At 65.9% G+C, this 16707-nt stretch carries 17 protein-coding genes; 5 read left to right on the forward strand and 12 right to left on the reverse strand.

Annotated elements, in window-relative coordinates:
- A complete protein-coding gene (locus AC1DEZ_RS17015) occupies positions 1-1062 on the reverse strand; it encodes a FecCD family ABC transporter permease (protein ID WP_476780105.1) in 1062 nt (353 codons plus the stop codon).
- A gap of 13 nt (positions 1063-1075) precedes the next feature.
- Positions 1076-2212 (reverse strand): ABC transporter substrate-binding protein, encoded by a 1137-nt coding sequence (locus AC1DEZ_RS17020; RefSeq protein WP_476780106.1) that lies wholly within the window; start codon positions 2210-2212, stop codon positions 1076-1078.
- 301 nt (positions 2213-2513) lie between these two features.
- Here AC1DEZ_RS17020 and AC1DEZ_RS17025 point away from each other — a divergent pair, with 301 nt between their 5' ends.
- Together AC1DEZ_RS17025 and eutC are read left to right on the forward strand one after the other, a co-directional pair.
- On the forward strand, positions 2514-3902 hold the full coding sequence (locus tag AC1DEZ_RS17025) for an ethanolamine ammonia-lyase subunit EutB (RefSeq protein WP_476780107.1): 1389 nt from the start codon (positions 2514-2516) through the stop codon (positions 3900-3902).
- Entirely contained in the window at positions 3899-4666 is a 768-nt protein-coding gene (gene eutC, locus AC1DEZ_RS17030) for an ethanolamine ammonia-lyase subunit EutC (protein ID WP_476780108.1), read from the forward strand. Before AC1DEZ_RS17025 ends, eutC begins: the two co-directional genes overlap by 4 nt.
- Before the next feature lie 72 nt (positions 4667-4738).
- On the opposite strand, the gene AC1DEZ_RS17035 is transcribed toward eutC, so the two are convergent.
- The 4 genes from AC1DEZ_RS17035 to AC1DEZ_RS17050 all read right to left on the reverse strand — a co-directional run bounded on the left by AC1DEZ_RS17035 (position 4739) and on the right by AC1DEZ_RS17050 (position 8122).
- Positions 4739-5803 (reverse strand): phosphotransferase family protein, encoded by a 1065-nt coding sequence (locus tag AC1DEZ_RS17035; protein ID WP_476780109.1) that lies wholly within the window; start codon positions 5801-5803, stop codon positions 4739-4741.
- A gap of 9 nt (positions 5804-5812) precedes the next feature.
- Positions 5813-7030, reverse strand: a complete 1218-nt coding sequence (locus AC1DEZ_RS17040) for an acyl-CoA dehydrogenase family protein (protein ID WP_476780110.1) — start codon at positions 7028-7030, stop codon at positions 5813-5815.
- Between the two features lie 8 nt (positions 7031-7038).
- Complete coding sequence (locus tag AC1DEZ_RS17045; RefSeq protein ID WP_476780111.1) at positions 7039-7785, reverse strand: SDR family NAD(P)-dependent oxidoreductase; 747 nt, start codon at positions 7783-7785, stop codon at positions 7039-7041.
- Between the two features lie 130 nt (positions 7786-7915).
- The gene (locus tag AC1DEZ_RS17050) at positions 7916-8122 is read right to left on the reverse strand and encodes a CsbD family protein (RefSeq protein ID WP_441509961.1); all 207 of its coding nucleotides are present in this window, start codon (positions 8120-8122) and stop codon (positions 7916-7918) included.
- A 158-nt stretch (positions 8123-8280) separates the two neighbouring features.
- Between AC1DEZ_RS17050 and AC1DEZ_RS17055 the strand changes: the two genes are divergently transcribed.
- A complete protein-coding gene (locus tag AC1DEZ_RS17055; protein ID WP_441509962.1) occupies positions 8281-8616 on the forward strand; it encodes a GIY-YIG nuclease family protein in 336 nt (111 codons plus the stop codon).
- Between the two features lie 198 nt (positions 8617-8814).
- Here AC1DEZ_RS17055 and lepA read toward each other — a convergent pair whose 3' ends face one another.
- Positions 8815-10620, reverse strand: a complete 1806-nt coding sequence (lepA, locus tag AC1DEZ_RS17060) for a translation elongation factor 4 (protein WP_476780112.1) — start codon at positions 10618-10620, stop codon at positions 8815-8817.
- A 250-nt stretch (positions 10621-10870) separates the two neighbouring features.
- Between lepA and AC1DEZ_RS17065 the strand changes: the two genes are divergently transcribed.
- Together AC1DEZ_RS17065 and AC1DEZ_RS17070 are read left to right on the forward strand one after the other, a co-directional pair.
- A complete protein-coding gene (locus AC1DEZ_RS17065; protein ID WP_476780113.1) occupies positions 10871-11470 on the forward strand; it encodes a helix-turn-helix domain-containing protein in 600 nt (199 codons plus the stop codon).
- Positions 11467-12003, forward strand: coding sequence for an N-acetyltransferase family protein (locus tag AC1DEZ_RS17070; protein ID WP_476780114.1), 537 nt, complete (start codon positions 11467-11469; stop codon positions 12001-12003). The genes AC1DEZ_RS17065 and AC1DEZ_RS17070 overlap by 4 nt, the downstream gene beginning before the upstream one ends.
- Before the next feature lie 15 nt (positions 12004-12018).
- On the opposite strand, the gene AC1DEZ_RS17075 is transcribed toward AC1DEZ_RS17070, so the two are convergent.
- The 5 genes from AC1DEZ_RS17075 to hrcA form a co-directional block, all read right to left on the reverse strand.
- The gene (locus tag AC1DEZ_RS17075; RefSeq protein ID WP_476780115.1) at positions 12019-12447 is read right to left on the reverse strand and encodes a hypothetical protein; all 429 of its coding nucleotides are present in this window, start codon (positions 12445-12447) and stop codon (positions 12019-12021) included.
- Entirely contained in the window at positions 12447-13712 is a 1266-nt protein-coding gene (locus AC1DEZ_RS17080) for an N-acetylmuramidase domain-containing protein (RefSeq protein ID WP_476780116.1), read from the reverse strand. The genes AC1DEZ_RS17075 and AC1DEZ_RS17080 overlap by 1 nt, the downstream gene beginning before the upstream one ends.
- Positions 13713-13727: 15 nt before the next feature.
- On the reverse strand, positions 13728-14936 hold the full coding sequence (locus AC1DEZ_RS17085; RefSeq protein WP_476780117.1) for a C40 family peptidase: 1209 nt from the start codon (positions 14934-14936) through the stop codon (positions 13728-13730).
- Between the two features lie 148 nt (positions 14937-15084).
- Positions 15085-15339: a DUF3297 family protein gene (locus AC1DEZ_RS17090; RefSeq protein WP_476780118.1), complete on the reverse strand. Its 255-nt coding sequence runs from the start codon at positions 15337-15339 to the stop codon at positions 15085-15087.
- A 147-nt stretch (positions 15340-15486) separates the two neighbouring features.
- Positions 15487-16572: a heat-inducible transcriptional repressor HrcA gene (gene hrcA / locus AC1DEZ_RS17095; protein ID WP_441509971.1), complete on the reverse strand. Its 1086-nt coding sequence runs from the start codon at positions 16570-16572 to the stop codon at positions 15487-15489.
- Between the last annotated feature and the right edge of the window lie 135 nt (positions 16573-16707).

Below are 16707 nucleotides of genomic sequence, written 5' to 3' on the forward strand. Positions count from 1 at the left end.
TCAGGCCCCCCTGTTGCGGATCGACATGACCAGGCTGACGAAGAAGGGCACGCCGATCAGCGCGGTGATGATGCCGATCGGATAGATCACGCCCGGCGTGATCACCTTCGAGACGGTGGAGGCGAGCGAGAGCAGCACCGCGCTCGCGATCGTCGCGACCGGCAGGAAGAAGCGCTGGTCCTCGCCAACCAGAAGCCGCGCGATATGCGGGCCGACGAGGCCGATGAAGCCGATGCCACCGACGAAGGACACCGAGACCGCCGCCAGCAGCGAGGTCGCGATCAGGATCTCCAGCCGCAGCCGGTCGACGCGGACGCCGAGGCTTTCCGCCCGCTCGTCGCCGAGCCGGAGCGCAGTCAGTGCCCAGCCGCGCATCAGGAAGAAGGGCAGGGCCAGCGCAATCAGCACTGCGGCCACGCCGACCTTGCCCCAGCTCGCGCGGGCGAGGCTGCCCAGGGTCCAGAACACGATCTGGGTGAGTTGAACTTCGTTGGAACGATACTGCAGCAGCGCGGTGATGGCGTTGCAGGTGAAGAGGAGGGCGATGCCGACCAGGATCATCGTCTCGGCGCTGACGCCGCGCAGCTTCGTCATGAAGAACAGCACGAGCGAGGCGGAGAGAGCGAAGACAAAGGCGTTGGCCGTGACGATGAAGGGGCCGGCGCCGGGCAGGACGCTCCAGCCGAAGACGATGGCCACGGAGGCGCCGACCGTCGCTGCGGCGGAGACCCCGAGCGTGAAGGGATCGGCCAGCGGATTGGCGAGGATGGTCTGCATGCCGGCCCCGCTCAGGCCCAGCATGGCGCCGACGGTGAGCGCCATCAGCGCGATCGGCAGGCGCAGGTCCCAGACGATGACGGACAATCGCGGCGAGGCCGATTGCGGGTCGGCGAGCGTGCGCAGGACGTCGCCAAGCGGCAGATTGCCGGGCCCGATCGAGACATCGAGCGCTACCGCAAGCAGCAAGGCCAGCACACCGAGCAGAACGAGCTTCAGGCGCTTCGTGCTGCGCTTGCGGTAATCTGCGGTCGCAGCCGGCGTCACGGGCAGGACTGCCGTCATCGCTTGGCCGCGCTCACTGGAGTTTGGCCCAGAACACGCCGGAATAGGAGATCGGCAGGAACTTCTCGTGGAATTCCTTGAACACGGCCTCCGGATCGACGTCCTTGAAGCGATCCGGATAGAACTCCTTCGCCATGGCGAGTTCGGCGATGAAATAATAGGGCATGTCGTAGAACTGATGGTAGAAGGCCATTACTTTCTTGCCTTGCACGGCCTTGAGCTGCTGGAAGCCGGGCCGGTTCATCAGCGCCGCCATCTCCTTCTGAACCTTCTCGGGCGTCGCGTCATAACCGAGGCTGACGGCATTGCTGCCGGGATTGCTGCCATACCAGTTGGCGCCGGTCAGGAAGTAGATGTCGGGGTTGTCCGAGAGCACCTTTTCCTGCGCGGCCTGCGCCTGGAAGGCGGAGAAGAACTGGCTGCCCCAGTTGCGGCCGCCGGCCTCCTCAATATAGCGGCCGAAATTGAAGGGGCCGAAAGTGGCGCAGCAGGGCAGGAGGCCGGCAGCCCGCTCGACGAAGACCATGGGCTTCTGCTTGTCGGGGATCGCGCCGATTCGGGCGTAGATGCTCCGGGTCTGGCGCAGATAGTAATCGGCGAAGGCGTTCGCCTCCTTCTCGCGGCCCAGGACGCGGCCGAGGAGCTGTACGCTCGGCAGTGCGTTCTGGGTCGGATCCTGGCGGAAATCGACGAAGATCGTAGCGATGCCGGCCTTCTCCAGCTTCCCGAGCAGGCCGGTCTCCTGCGCCTTGAAGTAATTGGAGAGATCGAGGACGTAAACCTCGGTGCCGAGCGCGGCGATCTTCTCCATGCTGACATCGGCGGCATAGGGGTTGCCCATGTTCGCGACATCCTTGGCCTTCGGGAACTTGGCGAGATATTTCGCCCAGGCGCCGGGATCATTCTCGATCAGATCGTTGCCCCAGCCGACGACGCGCTTGAACGGGTCCTCGCGATCGAGCATCGCCAGCGTATAGAGCTGGCGGCCTTCGCTCAGCACGATCTTCGACGGATCGCGCGTGACGCTGACGACGCGGCCGGCGAGATCGGTGACCTCGATCGTTTCGGCGCTGGCGGAGGGAGCGGAGAAGACCGCCAGAGCCAATGCGGCCGCAGGCAGGAGGCGCGTCAGGCGGGACAGAGCGAACATGATAGCCGTCCATATCGAGAAGATCGCCCCGCGCTAACACAATCATTCGCCGGGAGACAAAGCAAATCTTCAGATTTTAATTATTCTAAAGAAATGAATACTGTGATTTTCTTTGGGAACGCACAGCATTCGATCACGGAACATTGCCCCCCCAAGAGCATCGCGCGCTCGCTGAGACCCGGATTTCCACCCAGGCGCAGGGGGCCGACGAGGCTTTTGCCGGACGGCACGATTTGTGCTGGAAATTGCATCGCTCATGATCGGCCCGCCCAGGCCGGCGGCAGCGGAAAGGATAGGATCCGTGCCCTATCGCCATGTCATCGGCTCGCAGAGCTATGTCTTCGAGGATTTGCGCGACCTCATGGCCAAGGCCACGCCGCTGCGTTCGGGCGATCAGCTCGCCGGCCTCGCAGCTGCCTCCGCAGAAGAGGCCGTCGCTGCCCGCATAGCGCTGGCCGAGTTGCCGCTCAAGACCTTCCTCAGTGAAGTGCTGGTCCCCTACGAGACCGACGAGGTCACCCGCCTGATCCTCGACACGCATGACGCGGCGGCCTTCGCGCCCGTTGCAAGCCTGACGGTCGGCGACTTCCGCGACTGGCTGCTTTCGGACGAGGCGTCAAGCGAAGCATTGGCCCGGCTCGCCCGGGGCATCACGCCTGAAATGGCAGCGGCAGCCTCGAAGATCATGCGGCTGCAGGACCTGATCGCAGTCGCGCGCAAATGCCGGGTGGTGACCCGCTTCCGCAACACGATCGGCCTTGCCGGGACCATGGCCGTGCGGCTGCAACCGAACCACCCCGCCGACGATCCGCGCGGCATCGCCGCCTCGATCATCGACGGGCTCTCCTATGGCTGCGGGGATGCCGTGATCGGCATCAACCCGGTTTCCGACAATCTCGGCGTGCTCTCGGACCTGCTCAAGCTGCTCGACGAGGTCATCCAGCGCTACGCCATCCCGACGCAGGGCTGCGTGCTGACCCATGTGACATCCTCGATCGAACTGATCGGGCGCGGCGCGCCGGTTGACCTCGTCTTCCAGTCCGTCGCCGGCACGCAAGCGGCCAATCATACCTTCGGCATCGACCTTTCCGTGCTGCGCGAGGGCTACGAGGCCGGGCTTTCGCTGAAGCGCGGCACGCTCGGGCAGAACCTCATGTATTTCGAGACCGGCCAGGGCTCGGCGCTTTCGGCGGAGGCTCATCACGGCGTCGATCAGCAGACGCTGGAGGCGCGCGCCTATGCGGTCTGCCGCGCCTTCGATCCCCTGTTGGTCAACACCGTCGTCGGCTTCATCGGCCCGGAATATCTCTATGACGGCAAGCAGATTACCCGCGCCGGACTGGAGGACCATTTCTGCGGCAAGCTGCTCGGCCTGCCGCTGGGTTGCGACGTCTGCTACACCAACCATGCGGAGGCCGATCAGGACGATATGGACGCCCTGCTGACGCTGCTCGGTGCGGCCGGCGTCACCTATGTCATGGGCGTGCCCGGCGCCGACGACGTGATGCTGAACTATCAGTCGACCTCCTTCCACGACCAGCTCTACATCCGCGACGTCCTCGGATTGAAGCGCGCACCCGAATTCGAGCGCTGGCTCCGGGAGCAGGGCCTTACGGGGACGGATGGCCGGCTGCTGGCCCAGGCTGGCGCACCGCGCCTGGTCACGTCTTTGGCGGAGATGGTGGCGTGAGCGCGCCCGATCCCTGGCGGCGGCTTTCCGCGCTGACGCCGGCGCGCATCGGCATCGGCCGCGCTGGTTCGGGCCTCGGCACGCACGAAACCCTGCGCTTCGCCCTCGCCCATGCGCGGGCTCGCGACGCCGTCCATGCCGAGCTCGATGCGGCCGTGGTCGCCGCCGAGCTGGCATCTCTGGGGCTTGCCTCCCTGCAGGTCGCCAGCCGGGCGGCCGGGCGCGCCTCCTATCTGCTGCGGCCCGATCTTGGCCGCAGTCTCGCCCCGGAAAGCCGCGCGGCGGTCGCGGCCAGCGGCCTTGCCGGCTGCGATATCGCGCTCGTCATCGCCGACGGCCTTTCGGCGCGGGCTGTGCAGGCTCATGCTGCGCCCTTCATCGCGGCTTTCCTCCCGCTGGCGGAACGCAGCAGCTGGTCGCTGTCGCCGGCCATCATGGTCTCGCAGGGCCGGGTGGCCGTTGGCGACGAGATCGGCGAGCTCCTTGGCGCCAGGCTGACGCTGCTGCTGATCGGGGAGCGACCGGGCCTCTCCTGCCCCGACAGCCTGGGGCTCTACGTCACCTACGCCCCCCATCCTGGCCGCAACGACGGCGAACGCAACTGTGTCTCGAACATCCACGGCGCCGGCCTATCGCCGATCGAAGCCGCCGGCCGGGCCGCCTGGTTGATCGAGGCTTCGCTGTCGCGGGGTCTCTCGGGCGTCGCGCTCAAGGACGAGAGCACGGCCGGTGCGAGCCCGCGCCTCGCCGCCGACGCGCCCTGAACCCTGCCGTCGTGGCCGGGCTGGAACCGGCCATCTCGTGACCAGCGCGGTCTGGTCCAGAGATTCTAGGTTCTATGCTTCGCTTCGCCCGAGAATGACGCCTGCCTCTTCCATGGCTTCGAGCGCCCGCCGCGCGAAGCGCTGTGCCAGCGGCGCGAAGTCGGCGGCATTGGCAGCCGCCGCCGTGCCGCTCCTGACACGGTCGGCGATGCCGACGAAGATCACGGCGAAGCGGAACAGCGCGAAGACGAGGTGGAAGCGGGTGAGCGGAGCGGTCGGAACCGCAAGCGCATAGTAATGCGCGAGGAACTCGGCCTCGCTGGGAATGCCGAGCGCCGCATGGTCGAGCCCGAGGATGCCGCCATATTCGTCCGGCGCAGTATGCCAGGGCATGGCGCAGTAGCCGAGATCGGCGAGCGGATGGCCGAGCGTCGAGAGCTCCCAGTCGAGGATCCCGATCACTTCGGGCTGCGTCGGATGAAAAAGCAGATTGCCGAGCCTGAAATCGCCATGGGCGATCGAGACCTGCCCGTCATCGACAGGCAGCTGCGTGGGCAGCCAGCCGGCCACCGTTTCCAGCTCGGCGATAGCCTCCCCCCGTGACTCCCGCAGCTGCTTGGTCCAGCGCGCGATCTGGCGCTCGAAATAGTTTCCCGGTCTGCCGAAATCGCCGAGACCGACATCATCGGGCCTGACGGCATGGAGCTTCGCCAGGGCCTCGGCCATGCCGAGATAGAGGCCGCGCCGTTCTGCCGGCGCGATACCGGGCAAGGCGCAATCGTGGAAGACGCGGCCGTCCAGCCGTTCCATCAGGTAAAAGGGCGTGCCGAGCGGTTCAGGTTCGGCGTGGAACAGCACGGCGCGGGGCAGGGGCACATCGGTCGATGCCAGGGCTTCCAGAACGCGGAACTCGCGATCAATCGCATGGGCGCCGCGCAGGATCGGCCCTGTCGGCTGCTTGCGCAGCACCAGCCGCCACCCGCCGTGATCGACGAAATAGGTCGGGTTCGACTGGCCTCCGCCAATCCGCTCAAGCGATAGCGGAGCGCGGCCAAAGCGCTCGTCGAGGAAACCCGCCAGTGCGGCGGGGTCGAAATCCGCTTTGCCGCCTGCAGTCTCGCCGCTCCCTCCGGTCATGGCGATGCCCTAGCCTCGTGCCTGCCCGGCGACGGGCCAGCGCCAGAAATCCCGGCCTTCCTCGGTGAGGAAGCGGTTCAGCACCATCTTGTGGACCTCGTCGGCACCATCGACCAGCCGCGCCTGACGGGCATAGCGGTAGATCCACTCCAAGACGGTGTCCTTCGAATAGCCGCGCGCGCCATTGATCTGGATGGCGACATCGGCGGCATCGTGCAGGACATTGGCGACCTGGACCTTGGCCATCGAGACTTCCTTGCGGGCGAAGCCGCCGCGGTCGAGCTCCCAGGCGGCCTTCATCACCAGGATGCGGCCGATCTCGATGCGCATGGCGAGATCGCCGAGCTTGAGCTGGATGCTCTCGCGATCGGCGAGGCGCTGGCCGAAGCCGTAGCGCTCGGCAGCATAGGCCTGTGCGATCTCGATACAGCGCTTGGAAAGGCCGAGCCAGCGCATGCAATGGGTCAGGCGGGCCGGCCCGAGGCGAACCTGCGTCACCTTCATGCCCCTGCCCTCGCCGCCGAGCACGTTCTCGACGGGGATTTCGAGCCCGTCGAATTCGATCTCGCAATGGCCGCCATGCTCCTCCGGCCCCATGATCTCGATGCGGCGCAGGATGCGCCAGCCCGGCTGGTCGGCATGGAAGAGGAAGGCGGTGAGGCCGTTGCGCGGATCGTCCGAGGTGCGGGCGATGAGGATGAAGTGCTTCGCCTCCTCCGCGCCGGTGATGAACCATTTGCGGCCGCTGACGACGTAATTGTCGCCGCGGCGCTCGGCCCTGGTCAGAATCATCGAGGGGTCCGAGCCGCCCCCCGGATGCGGCTCGGTCATGGCGAAAGCCGAGCGGACCCTGCCCTCCACGATCGGCTTCAGCCAGCGCTCCTTCTGGTCGGGCGTGCCGAGCGCCTCCAGCACCATCATGTTGCCGTCGTCAGGGGCGGCCGAATTGAACACGACGGGGCCGAAGATCGAGCGGTTCATCTCCTCGTAAGCGACCGCCATGCCCATCTTGCCGAGCCCCGCCCCACCGGTCTCAGGCTTGAGCTGCAGGCACCAGAGCCCCTCGGCGCGTGCCTTCCCCCGGAGCGTCTGCAGCAGGGGCAGCGCGATGTTGCCATGAGCATCATAGGAGGCCCGGTCCGCTTCCAGCGGCATGATCTCACGCTCGACGAAGGAGGCGATGCGGACGCGGTAATCTTCGATGCGCGGGGAAATCTCGAAATCCATGGTCGTTCTCACAGCGACGAAACGAGATGGCCGCCATCGACCTCGATGGTCGCGCCGGTGATGTAGCTGCCCGCGGCCGAGACGAGCAGCAGCAAGGCTCCGTCGAGCTCTTCCGGCCTGCCGAGCCTTCGCTGCGGGATGCGCTTGATCAGTTGCATGCCGGGTTCGGTCGCGAAGAAATCCCGGTTGATGTCGGTCTCGACATAGCCGGGGCAGAGCGCGTTGACGCGGATGCCGTCACGCGCCCATTCGAGCGCCAGCGCCTTGGTCAACTGGATCACGCCCGCCTTCGAGGCGGCATAGGCGCTGACGTTGCCGGCAACGCGATGACCGAGGATCGAAGCAATATTGACGATGCTGCCGCCCCGGCCGCTTTCGCGCATGCCGCGCGCGACGGCCTGGGCAACGAAGAAGACGCCCTTCAGATTGGTGTCGAGCACGGCATCCCAATCACCTTCGGAGAGATCCGCCGCCATGCCCACCCCGCTCACGCCGGCATTGTTGATCAGGATGTCGAAATGCCGACCGGCGAGAGCTTCCACGATCGACGGAGCGCTGGCCACGTCCAGCACCATGCTTTTCGAGATGCCGCCTGCTTCGGCAATCTCCCCGCTCGCCTGATCCAGCGCCGATTGCCGGCGCGCGGCCAGCGTGACCTCGACACCGTGGCGCGCGAGCAGCTTGGCGAAATGCAGCCCCAGCCCACCGGAGGCCCCCGTCACCAGGGCGCTTTTTCCTGAGAGATCCTCGAACATCCGGCATCCCATCTCGAATCCGGCCCAGTCTCGGCCGGCCGCGCGCTGCGATCAAGGCGCCCAAACGTCGAAGCCCGGCGCGATGCGCCGGGCTTCCTCGGTTCATTCATGGCCGGCCGACGGCCGTCGCTCACTGCCAGGTCTGGCGGCCGTACCAGGCGTCGACATCGCTGCGGGCCTTGTCCTTGGCGATCCCGTAGCGCTCCTGGATCTTGCCCTCGAGCTGGTCGCGCTTACCGGCGATGACGTCGAGATCGTCATCGGTCAGCTGTCCCCACTGCTCCTTCACCTTGCCCTTGAGCTGCTTCCAGTTTCCTTCGACGCGGTTCCAGTCCATCGGGACCTCCTTAGGCGAGTGTGGATTCCCGGAAAGAACGCCTCAACGGCGCGATTGTTCACCTGGAATGCCACGGCGGTATAAATACCCGGATAAAATATTGCCTTATTAAAATCCGGGTATTATTTGTGTGCCATCAAACAGGACGGACTGCACCGATGCAGATGGCGGATAGGAAAGCGGCGACGGCCGCCTACAAGGAACGGAAGACGGTGGCGGGCATCTTCGCCCTCCGCTGTGAGGCGGCCGGGCTGACATGGGTCGGGCGGGCGCCCGATCTCACGACGATCGAGAACCGCCTGCGCTTCACGCTGCGCCATGGCAGCCACCGCCAGCGCTCCTTACAGGCGGCGTGGAACGCGCATGGCCCCGATGCCTTTCGCTTCGAGGCGCTGGAAAGGCTGGCGGACGAGGATATCGCCTATGTGCGGGATCGCGTGCTGAAGGAGCGTCTCGCCCATTGGCAGGCGAAGCTCGGCGCGGAAGCGCTCTAGCAGGTCAATTGCGGTCGTTGAGCGCTACCCTTGTCATTCCGGGGCGCGCCATGGCGCGAACCCGGAACCCACGACCGGGCGAGCCATCCCGCACCTCGTCATAAACCGTGACCCAGTCATGGCTTCCGGGCTCTTCGCTTCGCGAAGCCCCGGAATGACAGTGGTGGTTGTGACGAGGAACCGCGCGGCTGCGCCGGCTCAATCGTCCATTTTGAGGGCGGCGATGAAGGCTTCCTGCGGGATTTCGACCTTGCCGAACTGCCGCATCTTCTTCTTGCCTTCCTTCTGCTTCTCCAGAAGCTTGCGCTTGCGGGTGGCGTCGCCGCCATAGCATTTGGCGGTCACGTCCTTGCGCAGCGCCCGGATGGTCTCGCGGGCGATGATCTTACCCCCAATGGCAGCCTGCACCGGAATCTGGAACATGTGCGGCGGGATCAGCTCCTTGAGCTTCTCGCACATGGCGCGGCCGCGCGCATCGGCGCGCGAGCGGTGGACCAGCATCGAGAGCGCATCGACCGGCTCGGCATTGACCAGGATCGACATGCGCACGAGGTCGCCCTCGCGATAGTCGGTGATCTGGTAGTCGAAGGAGGCATAGCCCTTCGAGATCGACTTCAGCCGGTCGTAGAAGTCGAACACCACCTCGTTCAGCGGCAGGTCGTAGACGACCTTGGCCCGCGAGCCGACATAGTTGAGGTCGATCTGCAGGCCACGCCGGTCCTGGCACAGCTTCAGCACCGAGCCGAGATACTCGTCAGGCGTGAAGATCGTCGCCCTGATCCAGGGCTCCTCGATGAATTCGATCTTCATCACATCCGGCATGTCGGCCGGATTGTGCAGCTCCAGCGTCGTGCCGTCGCGCAGCTTGAGATGATAGACCACCGAGGGCGCGGTCGAGATCAGGTTGAGGTTGAACTCGCGCTCCAGCCGCTCCTGGATGATCTCCAGATGCAAAAGGCCGAGGAAGCCGCAGCGGAAGCCGAAGCCGAGCGCGGCCGAAGTCTCCATCTCGTAGGAGAACGAGGCATCGTTCAGCCGCAGCCGGCTCATCGCGGCGCGCAGCAATTCGAAATCGGCGGCGTCGACCGGGAAGATGCCGCAGAACACCACCGGCTGCACCGGCTTGAAGCCCGGCAGCGGCTCGGCGATCGGCTTCCTGTCGTCGGTAATGGTGTCGCCGACGGCGGTGTCCGCGACCTCCTTGATCGAGGCGGTGAAGAAGCCGACCTCGCCGGGGCCGAGTTCCTTGACCTCCTGCATCTTGGGCTTGAACACGCCGACGCGGTCGACGCCATAGGACGCCTTCGCCCGCATCATCCGGATGGTCATGTTCTTCTTGAGCACGCCGTCGATGACGCGCACGAGAACGACGACGCCGAGATAGGCATCGTACCAGCTATCGACCAGCAGGCATTTCAGCGGCGCGTCGGGATCGCCCTTGGGCGCCGGCAGTTTCTGGACGATGGCCTCGAGCACGCCCTCGATATTGAGTCCGGTCTTGGCCGAAATCGGCACGGCCTCGGAGGCATCGAGCCCGATCACATCCTCGATCTGCTGCTTGATCCGCTCGGGGTCGGCGGCGGGCAGGTCGATCTTGTTGAGGACGGTGACGATCTCGTGGTTGGCGTCGAGCGCCTGATAGACGTTGGCGAGCGTCTGCGCCTCGACACCCTGCGAGGCGTCGACGACCAGCAGCGAACCCTCGCAGGCCGCCAGCGAACGCGAGACCTCATAGGCGAAATCGACGTGGCCGGGGGTGTCCATCAGATTGAGGACGTAATCCTTGCCGTCCTGCGCACGGTAGTCGAGCCGCACCGTCTGGGCCTTGATGGTGATGCCGCGCTCCTTCTCGATATCCATCGAGTCGAGGATCTGCTCGCTCATGTCGCGGGCGGCGACGGTGCCGGTCTGCTGGATCAGACGATCGGCCAGCGTCGACTTGCCGTGGTCGATATGCGCGACGATCGAGAAGTTGCGGATATTGTCGATGGTGCGGGTGCTCATGCGCGCGCCATAGCAGTGAAGCCGCCTCGCGCCAAGCGGTTGGCCTGTCCGAAGGTCGCTCCGGGGCGCTTTTCCCGGAGCCGCCTCGTCATCCCGCACGAAGCGAAAGCGGAGATCCGGGATCCATCTTAGCGCGACAGAACCCTCCAGTAGGCCCCGGGTCAAGCCGCCGGATGGCGGAGGCTCCGTCGCGGACCCGTCCGAACGCACCCCCTTGCCAATTCCAATATATCAGAATTATTCTCCTAATATGGAATTTGAAAACGACATCGAGATCGACCGCCTGCTCGGGCAGCGGCTGAAAGCGGCTCGCCAGCGCCATGGCCTGACGCTCGACGCCCTCGCCGAGCGTAGCGGCGTCAGCCGTGCCATGATCTCGCGCGTCGAGCGCGGAGAATCGAGTCCGACGGCGGCGCTCCTGGTCCGGCTCGGCTCCGGGCTCGGCCTCTCGCTTTCGGCGTTGCTGGAAGAGCAAGCAGGAACCGGCCCGCTCGCACGCCGCGACGCCCAGCCGGTCTGGCGCGATCCTGCGAGCGGCTATCTGCGCCGCAATGTCTCGCCGCGCGGCACGGGCTCGGGCTTCGAGATCGTCGAGGTCGAATTACCCGCAGGCGCGGAAGTGCGGCTCGACAGCGCGACCGGCGCTCCGGCGCTCGATCAGCAGGTCTGGGTGCTCCGGGGCCGGCTCGACCTGACGGTCGAAGGCGCCCGCCACGAGCTCGCCGAGGGCGACTGCCTGCAGATGCATCTGCGCGGCGCGATCATCTACCGCAATCCGGGCAGCGCGCCCGCTCGTTACACCGTCATCCTCGCCGCCAGAAGCGGCGCCTTTCCGGGACATACCGCATGAACGCGACCACGCTCACCGTCGCCGTCGAAACGCTCGATGCCGGCGCTATCGAGGCAGCCATTCCCGCGCTTACCGAAATCCTGCGCGACTGCGTCGCCAATGGCGCCTCCGTCGGCTTCATGGATCGGAACACTCTGGCGGATTATGAGCGCTTCTGGCGCGATGTCGCAGCCGGCGTCGCAAGCCGGCAGGTCACCCTGTTCGTTGCACGAACTGCCGGGGGCCTCGTCGGCACGGCGCAATTGCATCTGATCGGCAAGCCGAACCAGCCGCACCGGGCGGAGATCGCCAAGGTGCTGGTGCATTCACGCGCGCGCCGACAAGGCATCGGCGAAGCGCTGATGCGGCATGCCGAGGCGGCGGCGCGGGACATGGGCCGCAATCTGCTCGTGCTCGACACCGACGAACATGGTGCCGCGCGCCGGCTCTACAACCGCCTCGGCTGGACGGAGGTCGGCACCATCCCGCGCTTTGCGCTGATGCCCGGCGGGGCCGATTGCGGATCGACCTTCTTCTACAAGGATTTGCGCTGAGGGGCTCTTGCGAGGTCAGCTCTTGCGGATCCTCCGCAGCACGACGGTCGGACCGGCCTGCTTGCCGGTGCTGCAGGAAACCTCGGCGATGTCAGCGAACTGGCCGGCTTTGAACGTGCAATCCCGCGGGTGGCCGAACATGCGTCTGCCGCTGCAGTGAACAACGAAGGCGTTGACCTTGGCGCTTGCGGTGCCGCCTATCTGGACGCCGCTGCCTGTCAGCATGCATTCGGCATAGCCAACGCGGATCGTTTCCCGCAGCATCACCTCTTGGCCGACGACATCGATCGCCAGGCCGAGATGGCCTTCGCGCTCAACGACGAGAACCCAGTCGCCTTTGAGATCGGAAAGGGCGGGCGCCGCGGCGAGGGGCTCGATCACGGCGAAAACAGCACCGCAGACGGCGATGCCGCGACATGCCACATGCATCGATCTGCCTAGCATCATCCCCTCCAGTGCTCGACCGGCGCAAAGACCGCACGTGACGGTGAGTTCCTCTCGAAGCCCTTGCGGCGGTCGGCGACGCGCTCCTCTGCAATTCCCGCGATACTGCGAAACAGAAACAATCCCGCCCCGACGGCCGCCGCCGGAACGAGGCCAGCGGACCCGAGATATGGCAGGGCGCCGACAGCGAGGTCGCCGAGAGATTTCGCAACATCGCCAGTTCCGGCCCCCGGCATGAAAATGGCTTTGAAAATGCCTTCGACCGACTGACCGATGCCGGGGATCGCTCCCAGCCCGCCGACGACACCGGCTGCGCCGACACCGATCGCGGCCTTGCGGTTGTTGTCGGCGGCCACGATGGCAGGCACGCCATCCTCATACAGATCTCCCGGCGTCGCCTGCGCTCGCGCCCGCGCGATCGGCATCGGCAACCCGCCCGCGAGAGCCAGCAAGGTCGCATCGTCGGGCTGTCCCGTCGCCGACAGGCCATTCTGCATCTGGAAGGCGAAGAGGGCGCCGGAGGTGATTGGACCGAAGAGACCGTCGATCTTGCCCACCGAATAGCCCAGACGGGCAAGGTGCTCCTGCACGCGTTCCATCTCGGTCCGCCCGCGCGTGACCGAAGGGGACAGGACCGTGGCGGCAGCACCGGGCATGCGCAACCGCGCCGCCCAGGCCCCGTAGGCTGTTTCCAGCCGCGTGTCGTAGCGGTTCGCGGCGTAGCCCTTGCCATTATAGCGATACGCGAAACCGGCCCAGTCGCGGCTCCGCAAGGCCCGCGTCATCGCGGGGTTCATCGCGATGAAGCGCAGCATCGCCTCGATCTGCGCGGTCACGCCCGTTGCCATGCTCGCGACCATATCGGTGGCCGAGGCGTAGCCCAGCGCGACCGCGTTGAAGCCCATGATCTGGCCGAGGCCCCAAGACGCCGAGCGATTGGCGAGCTCCTCGTGAATCGCCCGGGCGCGCTGCAGCACACTCAGACGGCCCGCACGCCCCTGATCGGCGTATTGAGAGGCGCGTTGCCAGCTCGGGATGGCGAGACCCTCCGCTTCCGCCCGCGCCAGCAGCGATGGCGCAGCCTCGCGCAGCAGCCGATGGAAGACATGCTTCTCGAACAGGAAGACGGGAGTGGCGCCGTCGGCCTCGAAGGCGCGACCATTGCTCTCGACCTCGACGACGGCGAGAGCTACGGCCGGCTCCAGCCCCTGTGTCTGGGCCAGCCGCGTGATCTCGTTGACGATGTCCTGCGTGAAATCGACCATAGGCTCCCCCCTCGATCAGTAACGCAGATTCGCGCCCGTCCGGTGTTCGTCGACACGCTGGGCGGTGGTCGCCTGAGCATTGCGCCAGAGCATGACGGCAAGCGCGATCAATATGATCCAGACTCCGCCCCTGGCACCCAGAAGGACCGGCAGGATCGTGGGCAGGGAGCTCCCCGCCTCGTCGGCAAGGGCCGCAGGCATGACCCAGTCCGTCACCGAAGAGGATTGCACGACCTGCGTTGCGGCTGCTTCGGCCTTGGTGGCCAACTGACCGGTCTTCTCGAAGAGGCCGGTTCGCGCATCCGTCAGCCCCAATACGCCGAACAGCGCGGTCGCGAGCGCGAGCCAGCGCCCGCGGTCGGTCAGCGCGATCGTCTGCGAGCCCTCCCGCTTCAGCTCCCGCGCCGTCTCGTTGCGCCGCTCCGGCCAGAGCGGCATCGGCTCCCCGTTCTGGAGCTGGAACCAGGTCCAGGCATCGACGATGCCCGTCGGCGGGATGCCGTTGGCCTGCTGGAAGGAGAAGACGGCCGTCATTGTCCGCAGCCCGTAATCGCCATCTTCGGTCCCGGGCGGATAGCCTTGCTTGTTCAGCAGCTTCTGGACGGCCTCGACCTTGTCGATGAAATCTGGATTGACGCCAGGACCGAGGGGCAGAAACTCGGGGAGGCCTTGCCCTCCATCGATCGCGCCGAGCACCCCGCGTTGCTCGTTCTCCAAAGCCTCCGTCGTGATCTGCTCGTCGGGTACGCCGAGCTGCAGAATGTTCGGCAGGAGGCCGCTGGCCGCAACCGGCACCCGCTCGGTTGGCCACCGAAAACCAAGCAGCCTGGACTTCGAATAGCTGGAGACCGTGACGCTGTCCCTCTGATTGCCGCCGAGCACGAACAAGTGCTCGTCATCCTCGCGCAGGAAAAAGCCGACATGCCCGTAAGAGCTGTTCGCCTCGTTGCGCGAGAGCACCACGATGCAGCCTTCGCGTGGCTCTTCGAGCTTCGCACCGAGGTTGAGATAGCTGCGGGCCATCAGCGAGCGGCTCGACGCGTAGCCGGAAAGCACGAGGCAGGCACCGACGAAAGCCGCACACCACGCCTGTTCGTCGCTGCGGACCTGACCGTGCCCCGACAGGCGGAACATCTCCAAGATCCGCGGTTCCGCGGCTGCGCCCTTGTATTCGGAGATGCCTCGGAGGGTGTTCGCAATCAGCAACCAAGGAGACAGAATCATCGCCTCACGCAACCATTGGTTGCATGATCAATGCATATACGCCGCCTCAACGCAATGCCGTAGCGGCAACTGCGTTAATGCGAGAGGCTCCCGAGAGCGCCGGCCACTGCCCGGCGCCTCGTCTCCTCAGCCGTAGGGGAACCTTCCGTCAGCCCTCGGCCTGAGCCGCGCCGCGGATATAGGGCTCGACAGCGCCCTTGAGCGTGATCGTCATCGGGCGGCCGAAGCGGTCCTTGGCGGCGCCGGCCGCGACCTTCACCCAGCCTTCGGAGACGCAATATTCCTCGACATTGGTCTTCTCGACGCCCTTGAAGCGGATCCCGATGTCGCGCGCCAGCACCTCGGCGTCGTAAAACGGGCTGTCCGGGTTGACGGAGAGGCGGTCGGGAAGCTGGTCTGACATGGCTCTGGCCTTGGATGTTCGGGCGCGAACGGGTCGCTTTCGCGCGCAGAGGTAGCCTCATCCGCGCCGGAAGCCAAATCCGTCTTCAAAAGTCAGAGCAGGATCGCGAAAAAACGGTTCTCACTATTTTTGCACCCTGCTCTCGCCTCAACGCTCGCCGTCGAGCAGGCTGCCGACCACCTTGGCGGTGTAGTCGACCATCGGGACGATGCGGGCATAGTTCAGGCGCGTCGGGCCGATGATGCCGACGACGCCGACGATGCGCTGCTCGGCATCGCGGAAGGGCGCCGCCACCATCGAGGAGCCCGACATCGAGAACAGCTTGTTCTCCGAGCCGATGAAGATGCGCACGCCATCGCCGTCCTCCGCCCGCGACAGAAGATCGATCATGTCGGTCTGGGTCTCGAGATCGCCGAAGAGCAGGCGGATGCGCTCGAGATCCTCCTGCGCCTTCAGATCCTCGAGCAGGTTAGCCTGGCCACGGACGATCAGATGGCGGTCGCTGCTCGGGCCCGACGAGGTGGCGATGCCGTTCTCGACGAGGCGCGCAGTCAGCGCATCGAGCTCGCGCTCCATCTGCGAGCGCTGGGTCGCGATCTCGCCCCGCAGCTCGGCGAGCGTCTTGCCGATGATGCGGGCGTTGAGGAAGTTCGCCGCCTCGCTCAGCGCCGAGGCCGGCAGGCCGGGCGGCAACGCCAGCAGGCGGTTCTCGACGGTGCCATCGTCCGCGACCAGAACGACCAGCGCACGGGCGGGATCGAGCCGGACGAACTCGATGTGCTTGAGCCTTGGGTCGGCCTTGGTGGTGACGACGACGCCGGCGCCGCGCGACAGGCCGGAGAGGAGCGCCGAGGCTTCGGTCAGCGTCTGGTCGAGGCTGCGGTTGGTTGCGGCAGCCCTGATCTGCGCCTCGATGCGCTTGCGCTCGTCGGAGGTGAGATTGCCGACCTCCATCATCGCATCGACGAAGAAGCGCAGGCCTCTTTCTGTCGGAAGTCGCCCCGCAGAGGTATGCGGCGCGTAGATCAGCCCGGCCAGCTCCAGATCGGTCATGACGTTGCGCACCGTCGCGGGCGAGAGCGACATCGGCAGCAGGCGGGCAATGTTGCGCGAGCCGACCGGCTCGCCGGTCGCCAGGAAGCCGTCGACGATCTGGCGGAAGATCTCGCGCGAGCGCTGATCGGTCTCGACCAGGCTGCTGATCGTCTCGGGGCGGGGGGTATGGGCGCTCATGAACCTTTACGGGCGAACCGTTCCTCCATCCTATTGTCGTCATACGATGCGCATGGATCAAGGGGCGGAAAGGCTCCTGCCTTGCCGTACCGGGCGGGAGAGCCTAAAAGCCGCCACTTCTCCGCAAGACAGGAT

The organism is Allobosea sp. 10L422, from assembly GCF_056395345.1.